General features: G+C 53.4%; 21 protein-coding genes and 1 tRNA gene. 10 read left to right on the top strand and 12 right to left on the bottom strand.

The genetic code is table 11. The annotated features are described in order from the left end of the window. Nucleotides 1–195: 195 nt before the first annotated feature. Nucleotides 196–1,284, top strand: a complete 1,089-nt coding sequence (locus tag QEH53_RS01055; protein ID WP_309021262.1) for a quinone-dependent dihydroorotate dehydrogenase — start codon at nucleotides 196–198, stop codon at nucleotides 1,282–1,284. Between the two features lie 69 nt (nucleotides 1,285–1,353). Here the strand turns inward: QEH53_RS01055 and dapF are convergent, their stop codons facing one another. Then, nucleotides 1,354–2,166, bottom strand: a complete 813-nt coding sequence (gene dapF, locus QEH53_RS01050) for a diaminopimelate epimerase (protein ID WP_309021261.1) — start codon at nucleotides 2,164–2,166, stop codon at nucleotides 1,354–1,356. A 155-nt stretch (nucleotides 2,167–2,321) separates the two neighbouring features. Then, nucleotides 2,322–3,449, bottom strand: coding sequence for a hypothetical protein (locus tag QEH53_RS01045; protein ID WP_309021260.1), 1,128 nt, complete (start codon nucleotides 3,447–3,449; stop codon nucleotides 2,322–2,324). A gap of 114 nt (nucleotides 3,450–3,563) precedes the next feature. Here QEH53_RS01045 and QEH53_RS01040 point away from each other — a divergent pair, with 114 nt between their 5' ends. Beyond that, nucleotides 3,564–4,511 carry an AEC family transporter gene (locus tag QEH53_RS01040; protein ID WP_309021259.1) on the top strand — a complete coding sequence of 316 codons (948 nt, stop codon included), beginning with the start codon at nucleotides 3,564–3,566 and terminating at the stop codon, nucleotides 4,509–4,511. A 12-nt stretch (nucleotides 4,512–4,523) separates the two neighbouring features. Here the strand turns inward: QEH53_RS01040 and QEH53_RS01035 are convergent, their stop codons facing one another. Next, on the bottom strand, nucleotides 4,524–7,232 hold the full coding sequence (locus QEH53_RS01035; protein ID WP_309021258.1) for a PAS domain S-box protein: 2,709 nt from the start codon (nucleotides 7,230–7,232) through the stop codon (nucleotides 4,524–4,526). A gap of 173 nt (nucleotides 7,233–7,405) precedes the next feature. Here QEH53_RS01035 and QEH53_RS01030 point away from each other — a divergent pair, with 173 nt between their 5' ends. Further along, on the top strand, nucleotides 7,406–8,548 hold the full coding sequence (locus QEH53_RS01030; protein ID WP_309021257.1) for a M20/M25/M40 family metallo-hydrolase: 1,143 nt from the start codon (nucleotides 7,406–7,408) through the stop codon (nucleotides 8,546–8,548). Nucleotides 8,549–8,671: 123 nt separating this feature from the next. After that, on the top strand, nucleotides 8,672–9,187 hold the full coding sequence (locus QEH53_RS01025) for a hypothetical protein (protein ID WP_309021256.1): 516 nt from the start codon (nucleotides 8,672–8,674) through the stop codon (nucleotides 9,185–9,187). 323 nt (nucleotides 9,188–9,510) lie between these two features. Here the strand turns inward: QEH53_RS01025 and QEH53_RS01020 are convergent, their stop codons facing one another. Further along, a complete protein-coding gene (locus QEH53_RS01020; RefSeq protein WP_309021255.1) occupies nucleotides 9,511–11,172 on the bottom strand; it encodes a response regulator in 1,662 nt (553 codons plus the stop codon). 229 nt (nucleotides 11,173–11,401) lie between these two features. Between QEH53_RS01020 and QEH53_RS01015 the strand changes: the two genes are divergently transcribed. After that, nucleotides 11,402–13,216, top strand: coding sequence for a phosphoenolpyruvate carboxykinase (GTP) (locus QEH53_RS01015; protein ID WP_309021254.1), 1,815 nt, complete (start codon nucleotides 11,402–11,404; stop codon nucleotides 13,214–13,216). 97 nt (nucleotides 13,217–13,313) lie between these two features. Here QEH53_RS01015 and QEH53_RS01010 read toward each other — a convergent pair whose 3' ends face one another. Then, complete coding sequence (locus tag QEH53_RS01010; RefSeq protein WP_309021253.1) at nucleotides 13,314–14,375, bottom strand: sigma-70 family RNA polymerase sigma factor; 1,062 nt, start codon at nucleotides 14,373–14,375, stop codon at nucleotides 13,314–13,316. A gap of 570 nt (nucleotides 14,376–14,945) precedes the next feature. Further along, complete coding sequence (gene trpE / locus QEH53_RS01005; protein ID WP_309021252.1) at nucleotides 14,946–16,451, bottom strand: anthranilate synthase component I; 1,506 nt, start codon at nucleotides 16,449–16,451, stop codon at nucleotides 14,946–14,948. A 171-nt stretch (nucleotides 16,452–16,622) separates the two neighbouring features. Here trpE and QEH53_RS01000 point away from each other — a divergent pair. Together QEH53_RS01000 and QEH53_RS00995 are read left to right on the top strand one after the other, a co-directional pair. Beyond that, a tRNA-Arg gene (locus tag QEH53_RS01000) sits at nucleotides 16,623–16,699 on the top strand. A gap of 495 nt (nucleotides 16,700–17,194) precedes the next feature. Then, nucleotides 17,195–18,100: a hypothetical protein gene (locus QEH53_RS00995; RefSeq protein WP_309021251.1), complete on the top strand. Its 906-nt coding sequence runs from the start codon at nucleotides 17,195–17,197 to the stop codon at nucleotides 18,098–18,100. Nucleotides 18,101–18,735: 635 nt separating this feature from the next. On the opposite strand, the gene QEH53_RS00990 is transcribed toward QEH53_RS00995, so the two are convergent. Together QEH53_RS00990 and QEH53_RS00985 are read right to left on the bottom strand one after the other, a co-directional pair. Continuing rightward, on the bottom strand, nucleotides 18,736–19,596 hold the full coding sequence (locus QEH53_RS00990; protein ID WP_309021250.1) for a cytochrome c oxidase assembly protein: 861 nt from the start codon (nucleotides 19,594–19,596) through the stop codon (nucleotides 18,736–18,738). Next, the gene (locus tag QEH53_RS00985; protein WP_309021249.1) at nucleotides 19,545–20,063 is read right to left on the bottom strand and encodes a DUF2243 domain-containing protein; all 519 of its coding nucleotides are present in this window, start codon (nucleotides 20,061–20,063) and stop codon (nucleotides 19,545–19,547) included. Before QEH53_RS00985 ends, QEH53_RS00990 begins: the two co-directional genes overlap by 52 nt. 500 nt (nucleotides 20,064–20,563) lie before the next feature. On the opposite strand from QEH53_RS00985, the gene QEH53_RS00980 reads away from it, so the two are divergent. The 3 genes from QEH53_RS00980 to QEH53_RS00970 are packed head-to-tail and all read left to right on the top strand — an operon-like array spanning nucleotide 20,564 to nucleotide 23,099. Continuing rightward, nucleotides 20,564–21,979: an MBL fold metallo-hydrolase gene (locus QEH53_RS00980; protein WP_309021248.1), complete on the top strand. Its 1,416-nt coding sequence runs from the start codon at nucleotides 20,564–20,566 to the stop codon at nucleotides 21,977–21,979. Further along, nucleotides 21,979–22,569, top strand: a complete 591-nt coding sequence (locus QEH53_RS00975; protein ID WP_309021247.1) for a YeeE/YedE thiosulfate transporter family protein — start codon at nucleotides 21,979–21,981, stop codon at nucleotides 22,567–22,569. The genes QEH53_RS00980 and QEH53_RS00975 overlap by 1 nt, the downstream gene beginning before the upstream one ends. Next, on the top strand, nucleotides 22,566–23,099 hold the full coding sequence (locus QEH53_RS00970; RefSeq protein WP_309021246.1) for a YeeE/YedE thiosulfate transporter family protein: 534 nt from the start codon (nucleotides 22,566–22,568) through the stop codon (nucleotides 23,097–23,099). The genes QEH53_RS00975 and QEH53_RS00970 overlap by 4 nt, the downstream gene beginning before the upstream one ends. Before the next feature lie 215 nt (nucleotides 23,100–23,314). On the opposite strand, the gene QEH53_RS00965 is transcribed toward QEH53_RS00970, so the two are convergent. The 4 genes from QEH53_RS00965 to QEH53_RS00950 all read right to left on the bottom strand — a co-directional run bounded on the left by QEH53_RS00965 (nucleotide 23,315) and on the right by QEH53_RS00950 (nucleotide 25,489). Then, nucleotides 23,315–24,523, bottom strand: coding sequence for a permease (locus QEH53_RS00965; RefSeq protein ID WP_309021245.1), 1,209 nt, complete (start codon nucleotides 24,521–24,523; stop codon nucleotides 23,315–23,317). Between the two features lie 36 nt (nucleotides 24,524–24,559). Further along, the gene (locus QEH53_RS00960) at nucleotides 24,560–24,733 is read right to left on the bottom strand and encodes a hypothetical protein (protein ID WP_309021244.1); all 174 of its coding nucleotides are present in this window, start codon (nucleotides 24,731–24,733) and stop codon (nucleotides 24,560–24,562) included. 144 nt (nucleotides 24,734–24,877) lie between these two features. After that, entirely contained in the window at nucleotides 24,878–25,081 is a 204-nt protein-coding gene (locus QEH53_RS00955) for a hypothetical protein (RefSeq protein WP_309021243.1), read from the bottom strand. Nucleotides 25,082–25,132: 51 nt separating this feature from the next. Continuing rightward, nucleotides 25,133–25,489 carry an STAS/SEC14 domain-containing protein gene (locus QEH53_RS00950; RefSeq protein WP_309021242.1) on the bottom strand — a complete coding sequence of 119 codons (357 nt, stop codon included), beginning with the start codon at nucleotides 25,487–25,489 and terminating at the stop codon, nucleotides 25,133–25,135. Between the last annotated feature and the right edge of the window lie 124 nt (nucleotides 25,490–25,613).

The raw sequence follows: 25,613 nt of genomic DNA, 5'->3' as shown, positions 1-25,613 counted from the left end.
AAGCTCCTGCGGCTGCTAAGTCAATCAATGAAAGGCTAAAGACGACGAAATGTTGTAGGTGCTTTAAGTCAATTTTTGAAGGGCATGTTTCGAGGTCATTGCAAGTGGAAATTGCGCGCTCGACGTCATCAGTTCTGAGATCCCTTTGGTTATGGCGGATAATGCGTATGTTTTTGATTTCCAATACGTCACTTATTGCCTTCTTTTACGGATAGCATGGGCGCTGTCTACAAGAACCTTCTGAAACCTTTATTTTTCAAGCTCGACCCCGAAAGGGCGCACGAAGTGACCGTTGATTCGTTGAGGGTCCTTCGCTCGATCCCGGGGCTGGCTCATTTGATGGGAACTTTTAACCAGTTGCCCAGTGCCGCCCAGCCCGTCGAGGCGTTTGGCGTTAAATTTCCCAATCGGATCGGTTTAGCGGCCGGATTCGACAAGAATGCGGTTTGCTGGGAAGCCTTCGAGGCTTTCGGCTTTGGACACGTTGAGATCGGTACGGTCACGCATAAGGCACAACCAGGAAATCCCAAACCTCGGCTTTTTCGCTATCCAGAGCACGATGCAGTCTTGAATCGGATGGGATTCAACAACCACGGAGCTCAATCTGTAGCAGCTCGTCTCGCCGGTCAGCCGGGACCGGGAGAGCGTCGGATACCGCTCGGAGTAAATATCGGCAAGTCCAAGGTTACCCCGTTGGACCAGGCAGTAGAAGATTATCTCGGATCCTTCGCCTTGCTGGCGGATTATGCGGATTACGTGGTGGTCAACGTGAGCAGTCCAAACACTCCGGACCTTCGCAAATTGCAGGAAGGGGATCGCCTACGCGAACTATTGAGCGAATTGGTGGCAGCCAACGATAAACGTGAGCAGAATCGCGCGGGAGGTCGTAAGCCCATACTGTTGAAGATCGCTCCCGATCTAACTGAAGGGGAAGTTGACGACATCGTTCAAATCCTCCACGACCTTAGCCTCGATGGTATTATCGCCACCAATACAACCATGGCCCGCGAAGGTCCGTTCAAGGACATCAATCAAGCAGGCGGAATCAGCGGAGCTCCTATTTGCGACATGTCGACTAAAATGATCGCCCACATTGCTAAGCTCGTTGACAGAAGATTTCCGATCGTGGGAGTTGGCGGTATCACCAGTCCGGATACCGCGGCTCAAAAACTGGATGCAGGAGCGACTCTGGTACAGGTCTATTCCGGCATGATCTTCGAGGGACCTTTGCTTGCGAAGCGAGTTGCTCTACACCTTGCCGAGAAATGCGGCGATCTTCAGTAAGTTGAGATCGCCCAGAGTACTCGGTCGACAGGTGTAAGGCATTTAGCGAGGGTGATATCCCGGGTCACGCTATATCAGGACGGTGCCGGCGAAGACGTTCTTCGCTGGCCCGGTCAAGGTGACGTTGCTGACCGTTTCGCCGTCGCGATCGAAGTCGATGGTGAGCACATCGCCACCTGCAACCAAAAGCGAAACCGGTGCTTGAGCGTGGCCCTTGAGCGAAGCCGCAATGGCCACCGCAGTTACACCTGTACCACAGGCGAGTGTCTCGTCTTCGACGCCTCGTTCATAGGTACGAACCTTGATGATGCCGTCGGGCTGAATTTGCGCGAAGTTCGCGTTGGTACCCTTGGGGGCGAAGTCCTTGTGGTAGCGAACGGCACTACCTTCCGGTCTGATGTCGACAGCACTGACGTCGTCTACAAAAGAAACGACATGCTCTACGCCGGTGTTCATGAAATGGTAGGTGAAGCTTCCGCGTTCTGTTACCAATGTTTGGTCGAGCTTTAGATCGCGCATCGGTGTCAGGCGGATGGTGAATTGACCGTCCTTGGCGTTTGCAGTCATCGGGCCAGCATCTGTTTTGAACGAAACGCTAGTGCCGTCGCCTACGCCATTTTGCAGGGCGAAGGAGGTGAAGCAGCGCGCCCCGTTTCCGCACATGTCGACGCGACCGCCATCTGAGTTATAGTAAACCATGGTGGCTTCCGTCGAGCTATCCGCTGGCGGGTTGAGTAGGATCAACCCGTCAGCTCCAATTCCGAAACGACGATCGCAAAGCTTCGCTACTTGCTCGGAAGTGAGCTCGATCTTTCCGTCGAGGTTTTGGATCATTACGAAGTCGTTGCCGGCTCCGTGCATCTTTGTGAAAGCGATTTCCATAGCTGTAAATTTGCAGGCTGGAATGGCGCAGCCGTCGAAAAATGCAACGATTCGTTTAGCGGATTGCCTGCTGTCAATCGACAGAAGTCTCAAATCTGGCTCCGTATCCAAAAACCGTTACGCTTCAAGAATGGGGCGAAACGCATTTCCCCCCGCTAGCGTTGGCGGTAGTTGTGCATCAGGTCGATGATCGACTCTCTCAACGCGAAGAGCTCCTTGCGGATGTCCGAAGTCCATTTGTGTTCTTCCGGTTTGAGGGAGATGCAGGCCTCCATGGTGGCGATGGTGAGGTGCAGGAGATGGAGGGCACGCTTGAGGGCGGCGACAACGAAGCCGGGCTCGGTTTCGACACCTTCGGATACTTGCTCGAGGGCCGCGATCAATTTGCTGACTGTCATTTGACCATGCCAGATGAGTTGGTTCCACGGGTTTGATGTGTCGTCGCTGAGAAGTTTTCTGGCTTCCGACTCGTCGTAAAGATTGGAGGTGATCTCCATCATGTTGACGATCAGGGGGTGGTTTGGAAGGTACTCTAAAGCTGATCCTGCTTTTTCTTCATCCTCGTCTGTATCCCAATCTTCGAAAAACTCTTCGGTAACTTCCATGGAGTCGATTTCCCAACCCATGGCTTGAGCTATGATTTCCTCGCAGTCGGGAGCGTTCTCATACTTTTCGAAGAGCTCTAGCAACATGTCGCTGCGCGCGTCGGTTTTTTGCAGGTAGGCTTCCCATTGAAACTCGTCCATGTCCTCCTCGAGGGGATCTTCGCGCTGCTCAGCAGGATCCAGGGCTCGGGAGAGCTCATCCATGAAGTTGAACATTGCCTGTTTGTTGGCCTCCTGCTGGTCGCGCTCCGCATCTTCAGATAGGGTCCATTTGGGTAGGCTGACCTTCCAAGCATAGTCGACCGACTCGATCAGTACTCTGCCGTTGGATTCGCTGAACCATTCGAGGTACAAGCAGTTGGCGAGTTTGAAGGCGGGAGGTTCGTCTGACACGAATTCGTCGTCATCGAAGTCGGGCGGCGTTTTAACCTTCTTGGAGGCTGTCATGTCGCCAACAGTGCCTTCTTGGAAAATGTCGAATCCAGAGTAGTCGCCTTCGATCGCCTTTGCGTTTCGAAACTCGAGGCGAGCGCCTGCTAGGTCGCGATAGCAATTTCCTTTGAGGTTTAGCTCTACCGGTTGGTTTAGGCCTTTCAGCCAAACCGTGCCAACGACACGTCCGGGAACTATATTTTGGATGAGACCACGAACAACGTACTTATCTATGCGCCAAGCCATTAATTTGAGCCAATTTTTGGTGAGGGGCTCATCTTGTCAATCTCTGGAAAATTGCAAGATATAGAGGGCTGTCTTGACGGCAATCGGCGGTCGAGTCAGTTCAGAAGCCCTCCGATGAACGATTATTTTTCGATTTTTCTGCTGATTTTGCCCGTGTTTGCAATGCTCGCGATTGGAATGGCTCTGCGTTGGAAGGGCTGGTTGGACGGTTCGGTCGAGAAAGGGATGACGATCCTTGTGGTTAAAGTGTTTTATCCCTGCCTGATCGTAAACGCCATGATCAATGCGGAACCGTTCGAGGTAGGTTCGGGATCGCTTTGGGGCCCCGTCGTGGGATTTGGAACGGTAACTTTCGGTTTCCTCGTGGCTAGTTTGCTCGGGCGGGCTTGCGGCATGAAAAAAGGAAGCGGATTGCGCACCTTCGCTTTTTCGACGGGCATCTATAACTATGGATACCTTCCGATCCCATTGATGGAAAGTATGTTCGGTTCCAACGAATTGGCCGTTCTATTCATCCACAATGTGGGTATCGAAGTGGGGATTTGGACGGTTGGAATCTCGTTTTTGGCGGGTGGTTCGATCAAGGATGGATTCCGCAAAATTTTCAATCCGATGGTGATGGCCCTCGTAATTGGCCTGGCGATCAACATGAGCGGCTTGAGTCAACACTTGCCGCAGGTAGCGACTCGCACTGTAGCCTTGCTCGGCGGTTGCGCGGTGCCGCTCGGGCTACTGGCGATCGGTACTAATCTCTTTGATCATATACGATCCGGAGAACGTCTTTGGAATGTGCGTGACAGCCTATTGGGGATGGTTCTAAGGCTAGGGCTATTGCCTTGTGTGGGGCTGTGGATCGCTTGGTATTTCCCGCTCTCTATCGAGTTGAAGCGCGTGCTTGTGTTTCAATCCGCGATGCCCGCTGGTATCATGCCGATACTGATTGCCAAGCATTATGGAGGACTACCGATTGTTGCCGTTCGAGTGGTGATGGCGACGACCGCGGTTGGTATGCTGACGATGCCTCTGTGGATACGCTTTGGGCTGGATCTAATCGGATCCTAAAATTTCAACAGATTATTGATCGGGGACCGCTACAAGTTGCTGGATCAGCTCGAGCAGCTTGCGAATGGAGAAAGGCTTGTCGACGTAGGCATCGATTTTGAGACCCTTGAACTCGACGTTTTCTTGTTGAGGAAGCCCTGACATCAGGACGACTTTGATTTCTGGATACGCTTTCTGCATCTCCTTGACCACGCTGCACCCAGATGCGCCTGGCATGATGGAATCGGTGAGAAGCAAGTCGATGGCGCCTGCGAACTTTTTGCCTTTCTCAATCGCTTCCAATCCATCTTTTGCAATGATGAGGTTGTATCCACTTTGACCAAGGCCGAGCTCGAGGATTTCGCGAACTTGCTCTTGGTCCTCAGCGACGAGAATGGTAGGAGTCCCGCCAGACTTCTTGGACTCGGCGCTTGGCATTTGCTCGAGAAGATTTGGGACGTCTTCCTTCACAACCTCTTCCAGAACCTCTGGGAAATAGAACGAAAACTCGGTGCCGGTGCCAATTTCGCTGTCTACCATGAGGTGCCCGCCGTTGCTCTGAATAATTCCGTAGACGATGGACAGGCCAAGTCCGGTGCCAGCTCCTTTCTTGGTGGTAAAGAAGGGCTCGAAAATCTTCTCCAACACGTCCCGATGGATGCCTTGGCCATTGTCGCGAACGGATACTTTTGCGTATCTCCCGGGCTTGGGCTTGCCGGTGATGAATATCTCGGAACCTGTCAGTTCGATCATATTGGTCTTCAGAGATACGACACCTTCGTGATTGGAAATAGCCTCTTGTCCATTTACTACCAGATTCATGATGACTTGATCGATCTGGTTTGTATCCACCTTTACATTACTCAATTTTGGGTCGAGTTGCGAAGTGAAGCGGACTTCCTTTTTGAGGATTCGAGAAAGCATTGGCATCATGTTGCCGATCAGCTCGTTTAGGTTGGCTACGACTGGCAAGTCGCTCTTGCCTCGACTGAAAGAGAGTAGTCTGCTTGTTAGTTTGCTTGCTCTATCTGTGATCTTGAGGATCTCGTTGGCGTAGACGTGGTCTTTCTTCGCGAGGTCGCGGGAATTGCAAAGCAATTCGCTGAAGCCTCTTTGGCCTGCCAGTAGATTATTGAAGTCGTGAGCGATCCCACCAGCGAGGCGTCCAACCGCTTCCATGCGTTGGGTGTGGCGAAGTTGCTCCTCGAGTAATCGCTTTTCAGATACATCCCTGAGGGTGACGAAGAGAGCGATCGACTCGCCGATAGGGGTACGGCTAACGGTCATCTCAACCGGTCGTACCTGGCCGGATGCTGTTATGAACTCGGCGCTGTGGCGTTGATGACCGTTGTTTTCGTCGATTAGAGTGTTGAGGTAGTCTATCCTGAAATCTGCATGGTCAGGGAAAATCTCTTCGAAACGCTGGCCGACTAGGCGCTCTGTATCCAAAAGTTCGAACGAGGACTTGTTTGCCTCGATAATGACTCCATCTTTTGGCGACAACAGTAGAAGTGCGTCGGTTGAGTTATCGAAGAGGGAGCGGAATTTGATTTCGCTCCGCAGGATGGCGCTTTGAGTCTTCTTGCTCTCGGTGATGTCTGTCTGAAAGGAAATGAAACGAGTAACCTTTCCCGATTCATCTACGAGGGGGTTTCCGTCAATGCTCACCCAATAGGGTGCCCCGCTTTTCTTATACTGCACGAGCTCTACGTGGAAGGCTTTGCCCTTCTGGATTCGGTCCCGCATGTGCCTAACCGTGCTGGCCTCGGTTAACGGACCTTTAAGAAGATCATTCGGGTCTCTGCCGATGATATCCTCGAAGTTGTAACCGGTACATTCGGTGAACGCGTTATTGCACCAGTTGACGTGACCGAGGTGGTCGAACACCAAGATCGATAGCTGTACTTTCCGAGCGAGGTGAGAGAAGAGGTTCAGGTCTTCGACGACGCTTTGGTTGTCGAGGCCGTACTGGTGCATGCCAATAATTGTAACCGATTTGCGCCCGTCGATGGCAGGTGCCCATTTAGCAAGAGTGGTGACCTTTCGCGTCACACCTGTCGCGAGTGTCATCCTGTATTGGATATTTAACTCGGAACCCTCTTTCCCAATCAGATTTTCGAAGGCGTTTTCGACGGAGGGGCGGTCTGCCTCGGAGACGCAGGCAAGCCACTCTGAGAGGAGAACTCGTCCCATCTCGCGAGAGGTGGGACTGCCAAAGTGCTCGAAGGCCCTCGACTGCTTTTCGAGCGTCCATCCGAGGATTGCTTCCTCGGTGTCTCCGGCGAATTTTGCGGTGGAGTCAGCGGTTGATTTGGCGATTAGGGGCTCCGCGGTGCAGCGTACGCCGGAACGGCCAGCCGACAACTTCTCCTTTTCGAAGGTGAGGCAAAAAACGCGATTTCCACTCTCATACTCGAATTCGATCCTCAGAAAACGTTGTATCTCTGGATCGTCGCTAATAAGGACTCTTTGAATTTCTTCGGAAAGCTTTGATTTCTGCAGCGGATTGAGGGCCTCGCAGTCCGAAAGGGGAAACTCGGTCGCTCGCGGGGACCCTAGGATGGAGCGGACGCCGTTGACAAAAGCAACTACGTTGAAGAGTTCGTCGACCACGAAAACCGGACACTCTGAATCTTGATCGAGACGATTCACTGGCCTTGCTATTTCGAGTTCCAGCTGAGTTGTCTTAGGGGTGCTTTCGGTTTTCTTTGGCGAAACTGTTGTCTGGCGATTATCTGGCATTTAAAGTAAATGACTGAGGTCTCAGTAGGCTCAGTTGGATTGGGCGGTAGACGTTACGAACGCTAGTTCAAAAGCCCTATTCGTACAAGCGGAGCATCGAGTTTTATGGGCTTTTAATTGGCATTTGCAATTCTCCCCTAGGCCATCATAGGTGGCACGCATTCAGGGTTTAAATGAAGAGTGGATTTTTAGATGAGACGGCCGCTTTTGTGCTGCTTGAGAGACTCGTGGGGATCAACAGCGTAAACCCCGTTTTCGGTGGGCCTGGAGAAGCTGAACTGTGCGAGTTTGTTTCTCAGTGGTTGGCTGAACGGGGAATCGAATGCGTGCGGCAGTCCGTTCTTCCAGGAAGGGATAACCTGTTTTCAAGGATAGGGCCCAAGGACAAACCTACGCTCCTACTGGAGGCTCACATGGATACGGTGGGTGTGGACGGTTGGGCTACCGGAAGCCCCTTTGAATTGAGACAATTGGACAATCGCTTTTACGGGCGCGGCTCCTGTGACACTAAGGCGAGTCTAGCGACCTTTATGCTGGTGCTCGAGCGGTTTGCCGGCAGACAGGAAGACTTGGCTTATGGCCTGGTGTTTGCCGCTACCGTCGATGAGGAGAGTAAACAGGTGGGAGCTTCGAAGCTTGCCGAGTTAAAAGACGACTTGGGCATATCCTTTGCCATAACCGGAGAGCCGACTTGTAGTGACGTGATTGCCCGACACAAGGGTGTGGGAAGATACCTTTTGAACACTACGGGTCGGGCCGCCCATGCCTCCGCTCCTCAACTCGGGGAAAACGCAATCTACAAAGCGGCGCGTATTTGCCAGAGTATTGAGCAACTTGGCCAGAGACTAAGCGAGGTGCCCCACGAGCGGGAGATCGAGAAAGGAACGGTAAGTGTAGGTGTCGTCCGCGGTGGTATTGGCTTCAACGTAGTCCCAGACGCTTGCCAGTTGGATATCGATCGGAGGCTTGGGACCAATGAAGATCCCGAAACGGCTCGAAGTGAGCTGGAAAAAATTTGCGCATCAGAAAAAGGTACTCGCTTTGAAGTGTTCTTGGAGCGACCGCCCTTGAGGGGCGAAATTTCCGGTGCGTTTGTAGGAAAGCTGATAGCTGCGGCTGACGCTACTGGTATCTCTGTCGCGGAGAGGGAGGTGCCCTACATGACAAACGCGGTTTCTTACGAAGCTGCGGGCATTCCCGGTGTTGTCTTCGGGCCCGGCGACATTGCCCAAGCGCATAAGAACGATGAGTTTATAGAGAGCGGGCAGGTATTGCGAAGCCTCCAAGTCCTCGAAAGTTTCCTCCTCCGAAAGTAGAGCTTTAGAGATACAGCAGCCAAAACGGCATTTTTGCCTGCGAATTAAGGCGCGTGGCTTAACGAAGCTATCAGTTGGGACGATATATCTAAGGGTCTATCCTTTACTCTCGTCTACCTTACAATGATTCTTGGTTTCATATCGATCGCTGCTATCGCAATTGGGCTCATATACATGACTCTTCGGAGCTCAAGTACCACGAGTACGATAATTGTTGATGTGGTCGGTGCAGTTGACGGCCGCACGGTTGAAGTACTGGTAAACAAGGTGAAGGAGCGAGTGATTCTAGCGGGCATAGGATTCCCTCCGGGGGACCCGCGGTCTGAGCAGGATTGCGCGAACGTCGTTGAAGAGGTGGTCATGGGCCGTCGGCTTTATATGGAAGTCTTCAAGGAAGTAGGTGGTTGCCGATACGTAACCTTAAAATCTTCCAATGGAGATTGCTTGAATGAAATGATGCTCCGCAAAGGGCTCGCTCGCTACGAGTCAACCGGGGGTGGCTTCATCGGCAGTTTAGTGGAAGCTGAAAGCCAAGCCCGCAATGGCGGACTGGGTGTCTGGGACGAGAACCGAGCTCTTTTTCGCCATCTCGCGGGTGGAAAAATCGAAGACGCGAACTCCGACCAGGTTTCTGTCTAGCTGAACTCGAGTGGTCTCGCCTGAATTTTTCGGGTCAAGGAGGACGACTCTCGGTGAAGGATATCTTACTCTTCGATGATTAAAGGTGGCTTAAGTCACTAGGTTAAATCGGCTTCTTCGCCCGAGCGTGTATTTTCTGCTCTCGTAGCGACCTACAGCAGCATGAAGGCATCCTGATTATGCGGCCCGTCTCCCTTTGATACGGCCTAATCGACCCAGCGTAGTAATGGAGTGAGAGCATTTGGTCCCGACACGGAGGGCATAGAAAAGGTCCCGCTGGTGGAGCGGGACCTTGATTCGAAAATTATGCTTTGACCGGAAGCCTAGAAGGAGGATCGGCGACCGATACGGAGCGGGCCGCGACCGGCTTTTTTCTCCATGTCAGGCTTACCCCAGCTCTCGGGCTTTTTCGTCTCTTCGTTTCCGCTGGCTTCTCCCGATTGCTCGACGGCTTGAGGAGCGGAAGGGGTGGTTTGGATGGGTTCGAAGGCGGAGCTGTCCGGTTTTGGCAGAGTGTTCTCAGCCATCACGCCGTTTGCTTTTATGCTTTCCTCCATCTGGTTGAGGTAGGCTTCCATCTTCTTAAGTTCGGCCTGTTTGTTCTGAAGTTCCTGAACGTCCTCTTGGAAGTTGGTGCGTGCTTGTTCAAATTGCCGTAGCTCGTCTTTCAATGTCGCTTGTTCGACCTTCAGCTTAAGTTGCTCCTCCTTGATCGCATTTTGCATTTCTCGCAGAGATATTTCTGCGTCTCGTCTCTCGACTTGGATTTCGCGGCGGTCCTTCTGGTGCTTTTCGTCAGAAAGGCGTTTCTCCAGCTCGAGTTGATCGATGCGCTCTCGAAGCTTATGACGCTCGATTTCGACCAGTCGCTTGGCGTCCTCTAGCTCTTCGACTTGAAGGTTGCTAGCGGTTGACTCGAGATTCTCTTTCAAGCTCTCAAGTTCGCGGTCTCTTTGCTCTATGATGAAATCCTTTTCGGCGATTGCCTCGTTTGCGTCTTGGATCTTTTCCCGGAGACTGACGAGTTCGTTCTGCAGGTCCTCGTTGCTGCTGGCCTTGGTCTTCACGACTTCAAGTTCTCGTTGGAGATCCTGAATTGTGGCCTGCAGGTCTAGCCTGACTTCGTTGAACTTTGCTCGCTCGCTGTCCAATTCTTGATTGGAAATGTCGGCGTTGCCTCCCATGGGAAGGGCCTCCTTTTGGGCCTCTTCGAATTCGATCTGCTGAGCTTCGAGCTCGGCGAGTTGGGACTCCACTTCGAATTTTTGCTGAGTGAGCTTTGTGGATGTTTCCTTCAGCTTGCGTTCGCGCTCGTCGAGTTCAGCGGCGCGTTCTTGTATCTCTGAATCGGTAGCCTTGTTTCCACTGTCGTTCTTGAGTTCGTCGACGAGACGGCGAGCCTTCTCTAGTTTTGCTAAGGTAGTTGCGAGTTCGCCCGTGGTACGATCACGGTCGGCGAGGGCAGAATCGAGTTTGTCCTTAAGCTCCTTAACTTCAGCTGAGCTAGCGGTAGGAGAGGCTGTTGTTGAATTACCTGAACCTGGATAAGCACTGTCGAGAAGCCTCTCGACCTGTAGTATGTCCTCCCAAGTTACTTCGTCCTCGCTCGGTGATTTGTCGGCTCCGCGAAGGAAGGAACGCGTCATTTCCAACAGGCCCTTCAAATCGCTAGGATCGTTGAGCACTTCAGTTACGCCTGCGCGGATGCAGCTGATCACTGTTTCCACGCTTTGCTGGTTGGCTAGGTAGAAAATCGGCAACGCTGGCTGGGCTTCCTTGAGGTTGGAAACGAGCGAGAGGTCCGGTTGGTTTTCGGGTAGGGCTTCGTCCGTGATCGCTAGGTCGAAGCGTTGGTGGCGTGCTGCCTCGATCGCTTCGCCCGCGGAAGAGTGAGCGGAAATCTGATACCCGGAACCGGCAAGCAGGAACGACAACGCCTTCGCGTTCTGCTTGTCCCCTCTAACAATGAGAATTTTCTTATTCAAAACTGGTCCTGTCGTTGGTGTTTTTCGTGAGTGATGGAGTGGATCCCTTCTAGTATCGGTGACTTACTGCTAGCCCTGTAGGCTTAACGTTCGTTTTACGCGGTTTTGAACGAGATAGTTGGCTGCTCGGATAAGCTCGGCTTATTTAGCGAAAATCGCCGAATGCTACCCGACGTATTCGCAGGTAGCTCATTTGCGCTTTGGGGCGTTTTTGATAATTTTTTCAGTAATGAAAACGAAATCCCCCATGACCCCACTGTCTGCCAATGTGCCTCTCAACAAGTGGATAGATAAAATGGCCGCTCTTTGTGAACCCGAGGACATTCACTGGTGCGATGGCTCACTGGCTGAGTATGATATGCTATGCGAGAAGATGGTGCTTGCGGGCACCTTCGTTAAGCTGAACGAGGAAAAGCGTCCCAACAGTTACTATTGCCGATCGGATCCAAGCGACGTGGCTCGGGTAGAGGACCGAACGTTTATTTGCAGCAACAGCCGAGACGCGGCGGGTCCCACCAACAATTGGTGCGATCCAGTCGAGATGAAGAAGACCCTGAAGTCCCTGTTTTCGGGATGTATGCACGGGCGAACGATGTACGTGATCCCCTTCAGTATGGGGCCGATCGGTTCTCCTATTTCTCACATCGGTATTCAGATAACGGATTCACCTTATGTGGTTGTGAACATGCGTATCATGACTCGAATGGGGAAGTTGGTATTGGACAATCTCGGGGACAAGAGAGTGGTGCCCTGTATGCACTCGGTCGGAGCTCCCCTCGAGGTCGGCGATATCGACGTGGAATGGCCTTGTGCACCGGATCCAAAAAATAAATACATCGTACACTTTCCCGAGGAGAGGTCGATCTGGTCTTACGGCAGCGGATATGGTGGCAACGCTCTGCTGGGCAAGAAGTGTTTCGCATTGAGAATCGCTTCATGCATGGCTCGCGACCAAGGCTGGATGGCGGAGCACATGTTGATCCTCGGCGTCGAAAATCCGGAAGGGGAACGAAGCTATGTAGCGGCCGCATTTCCTAGCGCTTGCGGGAAGACTAACTTCGCCATGCTCATCCCTCCGAAGAGTTTCGAAGGATGGAAGATTTGGACGGTAGGTGACGACATCGCATGGATCAAGCCCGATGAAAACGGCCGCCTTAGAGCAATTAATCCGGAAGCTGGGTTCTTTGGCGTAGCTCCAGGTACGTCGTACAAGACGAATCCGAACGCTATGGAATCGATTCGGGAGAACGCGATTTTCACAAACGTCGCTCTGACGGACGATGGAGACGTGTGGTGGGAAGGCATGGATGGCGAGCCGCCCGCTCATTGTATTGATTGGCGTGGAAACGATTGGACTCCAGGTGGGGAATCTCCGGCGGCTCACCCAAACGCGCGCTTCACGGCGCCAGCCGACCAATGTCCCACGATAGACCCAGCTTGGGAAGATCCGCGTGGTGTTGAAATTAGCGCGATCATATTCGGGGGCCGCCGGATGACCACGATGCCTTTGGTTTTTGAAGCCTTCAATTGGTCTGACGGCGTTTATATCGGAGCTACTATGGGTTCAGAAATGACAGCTGCCGCTTTTGGAAACATAGGCTCCGTTCGGCGCGATCCAATGGCGATGTTGCCATTTGTTGGATACCACATGGGCGACTATTTTCGGCACTGGATCAAGATGCAGCGGAAAATTCGCGAGACGCCTCGAATTTTTCACGTGAATTGGTTTCGGAAGGATGAGGAGGGACGTTTTGTTTGGCCCGGCTTTAGCGAAAACATGCGGGTCTTGAAGTGGATCGTGGAGCGAGCCCAGGGCAAGGCCAAGGCAAAGGAAACGCCAATCGGCTATGTCCCTCACTATTCGGATATTGACTGGAACGGTCTCGATTTTTCGGAGGAGAAGTGGAACTCGATCATGGAAGTTAACCGAGAGGTGTGGAAGCGTGAGCTCGTCATGCATGAGGAGCTGTTCCTCAGGTTGCATGACCACCTGCCTAAAGAGCTCATCTTCGAGAGGGAATTGCTCGCTTGTCGCCTGTTTTAATCGCGGTCGATGATGCCTACAAAACAAACACCCTGTATCCAATTACGTATACAGGGCAAGCTGTCCTGGCCAACTACAATGAAAACCGATCCGTTTCCTAGGCCTTAGCTGCGGTAGCTTCGTAAAATTCTTTGAACACTTCCATCCGCTTACGTTCACGGTTCTCCAACTCAATCTCTTCGGCGGTATGCTGCCGTTCCTTGCCTGCCATGATTTTACGCATTTTGGAGAGCGCAATGTTTTGGAGCTGACGGACGCGTTCTCGAGTGATGTTGAAGAGTTGCCCAACCTCCTCCAACGTTAGCGGCGTGTCGCCGTTGAGTCCAAAACGGAGACGGATGATTTCAGCTTCCCGCGTCTCGAGACCGGTAATCATTTCATGCAAGTCGCCTCGAAGCGATTTTTCGTGTAGGTTCTCGTAAGGGGTAGGTGCGTTGTCATCGCCGACAATTTCACCGAATTCGGTACTGTTTCCATCTTCGCCAACCGGAGCGTTTAGTGACGTAGGACGTACGCTGACCGATTTGAGATGCGAGACCTTATTGACGGGCATTTCGAGCTCGTCTGCCAGTTCCTGGTCAGTTGGCTCGCGACCGAGTTCTTCAGTCAAAGCCATCGCCATTTTGCGCATACGGGAAATCTTGTCGACCAAGTGGACTGGTAGTCGGATGGTCTTACTCTGGTTTGCTAGAGCTCGCTTTATGGACTGCTTTATCCACCACGCGGCGTAGGTGCTTAGCTTGCCGCCTTTATCAGGGTCGAAGCGTTCTACGGCTTTTACGAGCCCGATGTTGCCTTCGCTGATCAAGTCGAGGACGGGAAGTCCGAAATCTTTATAGTCGTGAGCGATCTTTACCACCAGACGGAGGTTGGACTTGATCATCAAGTCGCGGGCTTCCTTTTCCCCTGCTTGGATGCGACGAGCCAATGTGATCTCTTGAGCTGGAGTGAGGAGAGGGATCTTTCCTATTTCCTGTAGGTAGGTCTTGATGCTGTTTCGCTCGGGGAGTTCTACCTTCTCCTTCTTGGCGGGAGCGGCCGCTCGAAAATTGATAGTGGTAACGTTGCTCGCATCGTCCTCGTTGAATATCTTCAGGCTAGAGGTTTGGGATCCGAGGGGCGAACGTTGCGAGAGATCGGCGAGTGCTTGAATGGACATTTTCTTGGGTTCTCCGTTTAGTGGCTGGACTGTTTTGAATAATCAAACGGATCGCATCCTATCGCTGACTCTTGCCGAGAGGATGGCACGGCGCGGGTTTGGATCGGTTGCTAGGCGCTTGAGGCTATGGATCAATTAAAGTACTTAGCGGAGTTGGTGTATAGCCCAAAGATGGGGTAGGGTACTATACCCACGCTGTTTAATCTCCTCTTTACAAAAAGACCGCTAATTCTTATCGGGATTTACATTCCTGCTGTTGTTTTTGGGCTATGATTGCCAAAAATGCGAGTAAACTCTTCCGAAAAATAGGAAATAAAGGAAAAATGCAGCTCTCAAGGTGGGGGAATGCCCTTTAGTAGAAGGTCAGGGTAAGCTTGGAGGGATTTCGAGTGCAAGCATCCGTCTGTTTGCAACAGGTCGGGCCAGAGTGGAGGTAATGCTGTGGCGGCTAAGGTCCAAAGGATAAGAAGGGCGCAGCGACGGAGATGTAGCTGAGCCTTGGTCTTTTGCGACATTCGCTAGTGCCACTCCCGATGGGATTTGGGAACTCGGAAAAGGTATCGAGCAACGCTAGCCTTGAAAGGCTTCGGCGAGTCCGACTGCCTTGAAGAGAGCGGATGCCTTGAAGATGGTTTCCTGGTATTCGCTTTCTGGTATTGAATCGGCAACGATGCCGGCACCGGATTGGATGATAACTTTACCATCCTTCACCATCGCGGTACGCAGGGTAATGCAGCTGTCCAAGTTTCCATTGTAACTGAAGTATCCAAGTGCACCGGAGTAGAACTCCCTTTGGTCTGGTTCGTTTTCGGAAATGATCTGCATCGCACGAATTTTCGGAGCCCCGCTAACGGTGCCTGCTGGAAAGGTGGCTCGCATCAGGTCGAAAGCATTCTTGTCAGAAGCGATTTGTCCCTCGACTTGGGATACGATGTGCATGACGTGCGAGTACCGTTCGACGATCATATAGTCCGGAACTTCAACCGAGCCGTATTTGCATACGCGTCCGATGTCGTTGCGGGCTAGATCCACTAGCATGAGGTGCTCTGCCTTCTCCTTCTCGTCGGCGAGAAGCTCCTCTTCGAGAGCGAGGTCTTGTTCCTCGGTTTTTCCGCGATGTCGGGTCCCGGCGATTGGGCGAATCTCCACCTTATCGCCGGTCAGTCGGACGTGGACTTCCGGGGAGGCTCCTACGATCGCGAAGTCGTCGGTTTCAAGAAGAAACATATAGGGCGACGGGTTCACGTTGCGGAGTGCTCTATACAGGTCCAGGGGTGACTTTTCAAAGTCCTTCTCGAATCGCTGGCTGAGCACCACTTGGATTATGTCTCCCGATCGTATGTACTCTTTCGTCCGTTCAACCATGTCCTCGAAATCTTGTTTGAGGAAGTTTCCTTGAGGAACCTTGAGTGCTTCAGGTGGGGTAAGCGTCGCGGGTGTAAGGTTGCACTGCCCCTCGAGGCGAGTTTTGAGATGGTCTAGCTCTTCCAAGGCTGCTTGGTAGGCTTCAGCGGAGTTGGCCTTGCCCTCTAAGCGGGCATTCACGAGCAGTCGCATGGTCTGCTTCGCCCGGTCGAAGATGACGATGGAATCGGCCATCATGTAGTAAGCTAGGGGAGACCCGTGGCAGTTATTCCTGGCTATGGGCACTACGGTTTCGATACGTGAAATGTACTCGTAGGATACATACCCAACCGCGCCGCCAGTGAATGGGGCAAGCTCTGGCATTTCGACCGGATGATGTTCCGCTATTTCCTCTTCTATAAGGGTCAATGGGTCTTGCGGGGTCTCGATTTCTCGAGTCGATTGTCCGGACTCTTCGATAATGGTCTTATCCCAGTAGCAGGTGAAAACCTTGCGGGGGCGGCAGGCGATGAAGGTATAGCGAGAGAGGCGTTCTCCTCCTTCGATCGATTCGAGAAGAAAGGCTGGTCCATCTGTCTTAAGTTTGGAGTAGGCGGTGAGCGGGGTCTCAAGGTCAGCCATTAAGTCAGCATATACGGGAATGACGTTCCCGTTTTGGGCGAGTGACTCGAAGGTCTCTAAGTCGATGTTTGGGTGTAGTTGATGTGCCATAGCTCAGGAGGGCTGGGAAATAGGGCAAGAAGCTAGCTCGATTGGGGGGACTGTCTACGAAATTGTTGCTCCTCAAGAGAGTGCAATGAGATGTGTTTCCGTTTTGACATGCGTATCGGCAACGCTTTTAAACCTGCCCTCGTAATTGAGACTTAGGTCTTTTGCGCGGATGGGGCAATAGCTCAGCTGGATAGAGCATCGGATTTCTAATCCGAGGGTCGGGGGTTCGAGTCCCTCTTGCCCTACCACTTCGTAAAGTGCTTATACACAATTGCCTTGTTCTAAGACGTTGACTTCAAGGAACTTTGCGAACCCCAGATTCTGGTGCAAGGTCGGTTGGGTATTCACGGAATTGCTCCAAATTTCCCCAAATTTAGCCTAGATTTTCGCTCCATTTGCACCACTTTAGAGTTGTGGATAGCAGGAAACTTAAGCGCGTCGAGAAGGGGATTTATGAGAGGGTGGGTCCTCGTGTCACTTCGTATATCGTTCGACGGATGGTAGCTGGTAAGCAAGTTAACTCCCCGTTTGAGACCCTTGAGGAGGCTCGATCGCACCTTAGGAAGTTCGAAAAGAAGGCCTCTAAGATAGGCGGGGCTATCGCGAAGTATGCGGATGCGAACTGGCGTGAATACAAAGAGGCAAAGCGTCATTTGCCGAAGGATGTGAGCCTTGTTGAGGCAGCAATATTTTACTCAAACTCTAATTTGGATCCCAACCGGCCTAGCCGGTTCTCTGACGCTATGGACATGTTCATGAGGCTGAAGAAACGGAATGTCGATCCAAGAACGAGTGCTGGATACTCAACTGCGTTAAACGACATCAAAGTCCGTTTCTCCACCAAGCCTCTTGACGCAATTCGATCGAGCGACCTCCTGCATATTTTGAATGACCTTATCGAGGGTGGAGCAGAGCCCGTTACTATCAGGAACCGCTTTAGGGACTGGCGGGTTTTCTTCAATTGGATTGCACGCAAGCGTTACGTAAAAACTAATGTGTTGTTGGAAATTGACCTAGCGACCGATTTGCCGGCTGTTGAATCATCTGCTAAACATCCAATGAAGCTGGAGCATGTGGAAGCAACTATGGCACTGTTCGATAGTGGTTGTTTGGATCGGAACGGTAACCCGCTAGATATTTCCCAATATTGCCTTTGGGCTGCATTGCAGTTTTTTGTCGGATTTCGTTCGAGTGAAGCGGATCGCTTCAGGTATGATTGGTTTGAGTTGGAAACGAAGAGCATTTGTGTTCCGGAGTGGAAGCGAAGCGAAGCGACGGGCCTGAAAGAGAAAGGTGCCAAGACCAAGGATCCATGGCGAATCTCGGATATTCAGCCGAATTTTTGGAAGTGGTTTGATAGGCAACCGGAGAAAAGGAGGACTGGGCGAATTCCAGTCCCTGGGAAACGAGCGTGGGAAAAGGATATCCGACCTGCGATTCTTAGCAAATGTGGAATCGTCAAGTGGGCGAGCAACGCGAAGCGGGATTCCTTTGCTACGTATCACATTTCCCTCCATGCGAATCCCGGCCGGACGGCGCTAGTGCTGAAGCATAAAAACACAGTGAGGCTGTACGAGTCCTATCTGGGTACAATGGTCCCCCCCAGCATTGCTGAAAAGTACTTTTCAATTGTTCCGGATCGTAGCTGAACATCGTTGTTGCATAGAAAGGAATATTTAAAAGCCTGACTGTACTTCCTTGTCATAGCGTCCTCCCCGATTTGTGTTGGATACCAGCGAGAAGGTCGGAAATGTTACCCTTCCCGATTATGAGCCTAAAGTAACTAATCTGATTGGATGGGAGATTCCTGCCTTTGTGTGTGATTCTCCAAAAGTTGTCGGCTTCATCGACTAACTTCAGTTCAATGTAGTGTTTGCGGATGACGAGTTCGGAGTTGCCAGCTTGTAGTGAGGCGTCACCTGCCCGAGCGAAACGCTCCTACGGTCATCAATATGAAGGTGTGGCGAAGCACATGGTGGGATAGGGTGAGATACGTTCTGGCATCCGGGCACATGTCGCGAAAAAGTCTATTCGGAGAGATGGGGAATTTTCGTCCTGCGGGTACTTCTCTAGCCAAAGGCGTAGGTTAGGTCGGACCTTGATGGTCCGTTTCTCGTTTACCTAAGAGGCTACCGGTTCGCCGATGATGACGGGTTGGGCATAGGCCGCGGCACAAGCGGCTGCGTTGGCTCACGACGTTGCTGGCCGGTTGGAGCGGTGGATTGCCGTCCTTTTTAAATCCACGCTCTCGGAACAATGGAAGCTCTTCGTCAACCCGGTGACGCTATGCCAGCGCTCGCGGTTGGGAGGCACTGCGTTTCGCGCGCTCGTGGCGGCGCCGGGGCTTCCACGTGCTCACCAAGGCGAACGCTAGAAGGAGTTCTGCGATATCGCCCCCGTAGTACATGAGTTCGGCGCCCCCTCGGAGCTCGTGGGCAGGGGCCGGGACGGTCGTGTGGAAGCCAGCGTACAGCATCTGCGACAGGGTCGCGTGGAAAGCGATCGACACTCCTAAAATGACGAGCCGTCGTGGAACGGATGGGCGATGTGGGGCGGGATCGGGACCGGCAATGACCCACGCAAACAGGCAGCCCGCAGCCAGAAAGTGCACGTGCAGGAACAGGTGCCAAGCGGGGCTGTGGTTAGCTATTGTGTAGAGAGGGGTAAAATACAGAGCTGCCATTCCTCCAATATTCAAGGTCAAGGCGATGAGAGGATTGGTAAGGAATCGGACGGGAGCTGACTTTAGGATCCTAAACAAGGCGCGTGCGTGAACTACCGAAAGAGACCGGAGCAAGAGCGTCATCGGAGCCGCGAGTACCAGTAAAATCGGGGCTATCATAGCTAGAGCTAGATGCTGTAGCATATGCTCCCTAAAGTCGCCGTGAGGATAGGGAACGAGCGGTGGATAGAGGGAAGCGGCGACCATCACGCAGCCAAGCGTGAAGCTGATGGTCCTCCACCGGCTCCAGCTCCGGCGCGTAGGCTGACGCCGGAGCGCGAGCGCGAGGTACAGGATACCCAGCGCAAGCATTATCACGCCGAGCGCGAGCATGCCGGAGTGGGCGTGCGCCGAACTGGGCAACCCAAGCGCTAGCGCGTCGCCGCAAATATCGGTCGCTTGTTCTTGCTTTGAAGCAGCCATCCGCCCGCGATTAAGAGTACTCCTAGGAGTAGGAAGCCGAGATCCCACCAAAGCTGATTGGGACCGGATCGGACGTGGTGGATCGCCAGGATGTGATGATTGACCACACCTTCGACGATGTTGAAAGCGCCCCATCCTACAAGTATCCATCCCCAAAGGACCGTGGATCCCCACACCTGACCTCGCGAGTGTGTGACGCGCGAATACAACATACCTAGGCCTATCAGAACTGCGAGCCACGTGAACGTGTGAAAGAATCCGTCCCACAACGTATTCATCTCTAGGCCGTGAATGGTATCGACTGGGTATGGCTGGATCCCGAGATTGTCGCTACCGGTGCTGCTGAGCATGTGATGCCATTGGAGGATTTGATGCAGCAGGATGCCATCGACAAAGCCTCCAAGCCCAATCCCGAGGATTGTGCCGGGCATCCGGATGTCCGCATATGATATTTCGCTCTCGTTCATGCGGACCCGTTTGCATAACGCGTGCCTTGCGTCCTAGCCCGACGTGGACTGGCATCCCGGCAGTCCGCAGTTTGTGGTCACGGGCAGGCGGAGTCTCTGGCTAATGCGCTTCGCCAGCTAAAGAGGGCTTCTGGATATTCCATATCTTCGCGCTCTCGTCTCCCTCGCTCAGTAGCGAACTATTAGGCGCCGCGTTCAAAATGCCTCTCATTCGGTGCAACCTGCAGGTGAACCGTCAGCCTTTCTAACCACGAGACGAGATTGTAGCGTTTGCCGGAATTGATCGCGCCTTTGGTGTTTGGAGAGGATCTTTCAGTGCCTAGAATACCGCGACGAGAGCGCGTGTTTGCATCGGGTCCTTTCTGGCGCGGCCGATGCAGGTCGGCGGACTCGCAAAGGCCGCGTTGTGGGACTGGCTCGGCGCCGAAAGGCCGAATCCTCGCATCCTAGCGACGTCGCCCGTGTGGTGTACTAAACCGAAAAAAGGAGAACGAAAAATCATGGCACTAGTCGTAGAGCTTTTTTACGCGGGAGGCATTGCAGAGCTTTCCTATTTAATCGGAGACGACTCGGAGGGGGTCGCGGCGGTGATTGATCCTCGGCCAGATTGCGAAGCTTATCTCGAAAAGGCCCAAGAGTCGGGCATGGCGATCAAGGCGATCTTCGAGACCCACATTCACGCGGATTTCATGAGCGGAGCGAGAGAGCTGTCGCATCGCCTGGGCGGGGCCCCCATCTACGCTAGCGGAATCGATGCCGAAGAATATGGTTTCGACGTTAACCGCCTCTGCGAGGGCGACGAGTTCAAGATTGGCGAGCTGGTACTGACCGCGCGTCACACTCCCGGCCACACTCCGGAGCATATCAGTTATCTGGCGACGCAAGAAGGTGCGGCAGGACCGTTCGCGGTGTTCTCTGGAGACACGCTCTTCGTCGATTCCGTCGGCCGTCCGGATCTGCTAGGAGAGGACGAGACTCAGAAGCTAGCGGGCAAGCTGTTTGAAAGCATCCGAGGATTCTACAGTGACTTGAACGACGGCGTGATCGTTTACCCCGGCCACGGCGCGGGGTCATCGTGCGGGCCGGATATCGGAGATCGCATGATTACTTCGATCGGCTACGAGAAAGCGTCGAACACGTATATGAAAATTGAGGATCGCGACGACTTCATCAAGCAAGTGCTGGACTCGGCCCCGCCGGAGCCGCGCCACTACCGGCCGATGAAGAAAGTGAACGCCAAAGGTCCTAAGGTCTTTAACGGATATCCGCCCGTCGAACCTCTGGAGCCCGCTGCGTTCAAGAAGGCGTTGCAGGGTGACGGTGCCAAGCTACTGGATACACGAGATATGCTAGCGTTCGGTAGCGCCCACATTTCGGGCGCCTTCAACATCGCGGCCCGCCCGGAACTTTCGGTATGGTCGGGGTGGATGCTGGAGTTCGACGAACCGCTGTATTTGGTCTTGGAGGACGACTCAATGCTCACGACCACGCTCACGCACCTGTGGCGCACCGGGCACACCAACGTGAAGGGCTACCTCGCTGGCGGCATGGGAGCGTGGATCATGGACGGTCACGAGGTAGATCGTATTGAACAGATCGACGTGCATCGACTTGAGAAGCGGCTGGACGAGATCCAGGTGCTTGACGTGCGCTCGCCCGAGGAACGAGAGAAGGGGTTCATACCGACTTCGCAGCACTGCTTCGTCCCCAATGTGGAGGAACAGGCCGAAAAGCTGCTTGATATGGAAAAGCCGGTTGCCACCTATTGCGCTAGCGGGTTTAGGGCGAGCATCGCTTCTAGCATTCTGAAGCGAAAGGGCTTCCAGCATGTGCTGAACGTCGCGGGAAGCTTTAGCGCTTGGACTTCGGCGGGCAAGGAAATAGCAAAGGAAGAACCCGCGGAGGTATCGAGCTGATGGATATGCTGGAGGGCGGAATGCTTTCGACAGTGTTCGCGGCGGCCTTAGCGGAGCCGCCGCCGATTTCGAGCTATGGAGGGCCCGCCTGGTCACCGTATTTGGTGGGCGCTTTGGTGGGGCTGCTGACGTGTGCCAGCATGCCGTTTGCGGGCAAGCCGATAGGGGCCTCGTCGGCCTACGCGACGATCGCGGGGCTGATAGGGAAAGCGGTTGCGCGGAAACCGACCGAACGGACGAAGTACTATAAGGAAGAGCCGCCGAAGCTGGACTACAGCATCTATTTCATTGCGGCGACGGCAGTAGGAGCCTTTCTGGCCGCTTGGCACGGTGGGGAGCTGACGGGTCGCTTCCTCCCGGAGTTCTGGTCGGATCGCTTCGGCGAAGGCGCGTCTGCTCATCGAGCCTTATTCGCGCTTACAGGCGGCATTCTAATGGCCTTGGGAGCGCGCTTGGCTGGCGGCTGCACGAGCGGTCACGGCATTAGCGGGTCCTTGCAGCTGAGCTTGTCCTCGTGGCTTTCTCTCATTTGCTTCTTCATCGGAGGAGTAGTCGTTGCCCACTTGCTCTACCCGGGAGGTGTATTGTGAAATCGGGTACGGTGAAGGCGATCATCTTCGGGCTGCTATTCGGATTCCTACTGCAGAAGGGAGGCGTGGGTAAGCTTCATCTGCTGATTGGTGCTCTCCTTTTGGAAGACTTTACAGTGTTGCGGGTAATGCTCTCAGCGATCTTAGTCGGCATGTTTGGCGCCATGGTGCTGACGCGGCTGGGCTGGGCGGAATACTCGATCAAGCCCACGCGATGGAGAGCAAATATTGGCGGCGGGTTAGTCTTTGGGGCGGGCTTTGCCTTCAGCGGATATTGCCCAGGTACGGGGGCCGCGGCTATCGGCCAAGGCAACGGGGACGCTTGGTTTATGGCCATTGGGATGGTGGTCGGCTCCTACATTTACGCGCTCGCGTCCCGTCAGCTGGAGACGCACTTGAAAGCGGCACCGGCGGACAGCCGACGCATCCGCTTGCCGGATGTCTTTCGACTCGGACCGTTGCCGTTTGCCGTCCTTTTCGCGGCCGCGCTTGTAGGAGTGCTCTTGCTGTTGGATAGATTCACGGTTTGAGCGAGGCGCAGTTGAAATGATCTTGCCGCTTCCTATGAACTAGGACTGTAAACTGCACAGATTTCTATAAGAGGAAGCACTAGCTAGCGGGCTCGGGGATTGTTCCCTATTGGGCGGAAGGGAGTTTGAGAAAGCCACCAAGTCCGCACTTTTCCTGTTCGGTGCCGGGCTTGTGCTCTATTTGAGCTACGGTTTTTGGCGAGGATTTGCCACGGCTAGGATTGGCTGGAAATGGCGATCCCTCCTAGCACCCAGACGAACGAGGCGCAGGCGAGCCAAAACAGAATCTTTTCCTTGAGATTCCCGGACGACATGCCGTGACCGTCAGACTTGGATCGCTTCCAGAAGTAGAAGATGGCGGTTAGCGCTAGGAAGGCAATGTTGAGGAAGAGCGAGTAGTCGACTTTGAAGAACTCGCGTTCGGTGACGCTCTTGGCTTCGCTTGGATCGGGAAGCATCCCAGCGAGAGCGAAGCCGTAGTGCATGAGAAGGGCACTGCCGACGAGCGCCGCTAGAAAGACCCCGAGAATGTAGAATGCCATTTTCCAACCGTAGTACTGCGCTTGGATTCTCAGGACGGGAAGTACGACAAGGTCGCTGAAGACAAAGGCCATCACCCCTGCGAAACTGACCCCGTTGCCAAACAACACGGCTGCCAGAGGAATGTTTCCCATGGACCCGATGAAAGTGAAGAACGCCGCGACTGGGCCTACCAGCGTTTGAACGAGTACCTGCCAGAAGCTGAGGGAGTCCGCTCCGGAGCCCACGAACAGGGTTTGGAAGAAGGCCTTGGGCACGAATGCGGCAATAATTCCGGCGATGGTGAATCCTATGGTTACGTCCTTCCAAACCATGCCCCATTCCATGGCGTAGCGCTTCGCGACCATTAGCCACCCCTCCTTCGAGCGGATGAGTTTGCGCCAATCGGGAGTATCCTCCTTCTCGTCCGCGCCTTCCTCGTCCCGGGCGTGTTCCCGGGCAGACTTCTCGAGGCCTTTGGGCAAGGACGCCTTCACGATTATCCACATGAGCAGGATGAGAAGAATTCCGCCGACGTACTCGCCCACGACAAACTGCCAACTCAGGAATACGGCGATCACTATTCCGAGCTCTATGACGAGATTCGTTGAGGCTAGGAGGAAGGCGAGCGCCGGGATGAGTCCAGCGCCTTTCGTGAAGATAGCTCGCGCTCCGGAAAGGGCGGCGAAGGAGCAGGAGCTTGATATAAATCCGAAGAAGCTGCCGAGAGCGATGCTTTTAGGCCCCGTTTCGTCCATCGATTTCTGCATGCGTTCCCGCGTGACGAAAACCTGGATCATGCTGCTGATGAGGTAGCCAAACCCGAAGGCCCAGAAGGCCATCCAAAACAGGCCGGCTGTTGTGGTGGCGGATTCCGCCCATAGGTCTAGGAAAGGCTGTTTCATTTCAAACGAGGTGCTACTTTCTATGTTTTTGCCTGATCAAGCGTTGTCTGGATAAAGCCCCGTATTGGAACAGACGTCCTTGTCGGATGGGACTTCGAGTTCGAGCGTTTTGTGTGCGATGGTGAATCGGTCCTTTAGCCTAGATTTGTCCTCTCTGCGTCTGCGCTTGCGGTCGGAATCGTCGCTCTCGAGCTCGATTTGAGCTTCCATCACCCTGTGGTCTTCGTCTGGCTTCCACACGTGGAGGTGGTGCAGGCCACGGGCTCCGTCGACTTCCTTTAACGGTCGCTTTTAGCTCGTCGATATCGAGATCCTTCGGAGTTCCCTCCATGAAGATTCTGGACGTTTTCTGGATCAGCCCGAACGACATGTAGAGGATGGATCCACCCAGTTCCATTCTAGCCAATAGATGGCGGCACCCCCGAGCAGGACGGCGAGCGTCACCCCGGCATCCGTTATGTTGTGCAGAAATGCGGTCTTGGCGTTCATGCTGCCTTTGGCCATCGCCCAGAGCAGCACTTTGTCGCTTATCGATTCTGTTCCATGGCGGTGGCTCATGGGTGCGTTGGGGTTTACCGTTGGTTTAGGATGAGGCCTCGGGTTGGTGGCTTAAGTCTTCGCCCATTGAAGGGCCTCGTCTCTCTCGGCTAAATCAAAATGCCTTAACTCAGCTGAGGTGAATGGCTTCATTGCCTGCGTTACTAGATCGAGCCACTTCTTTTCGGCGACAAAGGCGATGCGTTTGAAATCGCTAGCGTGTTTGATGTCGAATTGCGTGTCGGCCCACAACCCGGCCGGCGTCCAGCCGTCGAGGTCAGCCATATCGCAGAAGAGGCTGATTCTGCCATACCGGTTGATTCGTTCTTCCAGTATTGAAATATATTCTCCGCAATCGTTTTGATCGAGTTTCCCGCTGAGGCGCATGGCTACAAAATCATTACGAGTTTCTGGTAACGTGTAATTCACGGCTATGTGTTTAGGTGGGTATTACTCCATGAGATTTAATGAGATAACCCGCTACGCGAGGCCTCACCTGTTGTACTCGTCACTCGGTGCCAAGCCGAAAAAGTCTTCGCCTAGATTCCTAGAA

The organism is Pelagicoccus sp. SDUM812002 (assembly GCF_031127835.1).
Lineage (GTDB): Bacteria > Verrucomicrobiota > Verrucomicrobiia > Opitutales > Opitutaceae > Pelagicoccus.
This window is presented reverse-complemented; position numbering and strand designations above follow the sequence as displayed.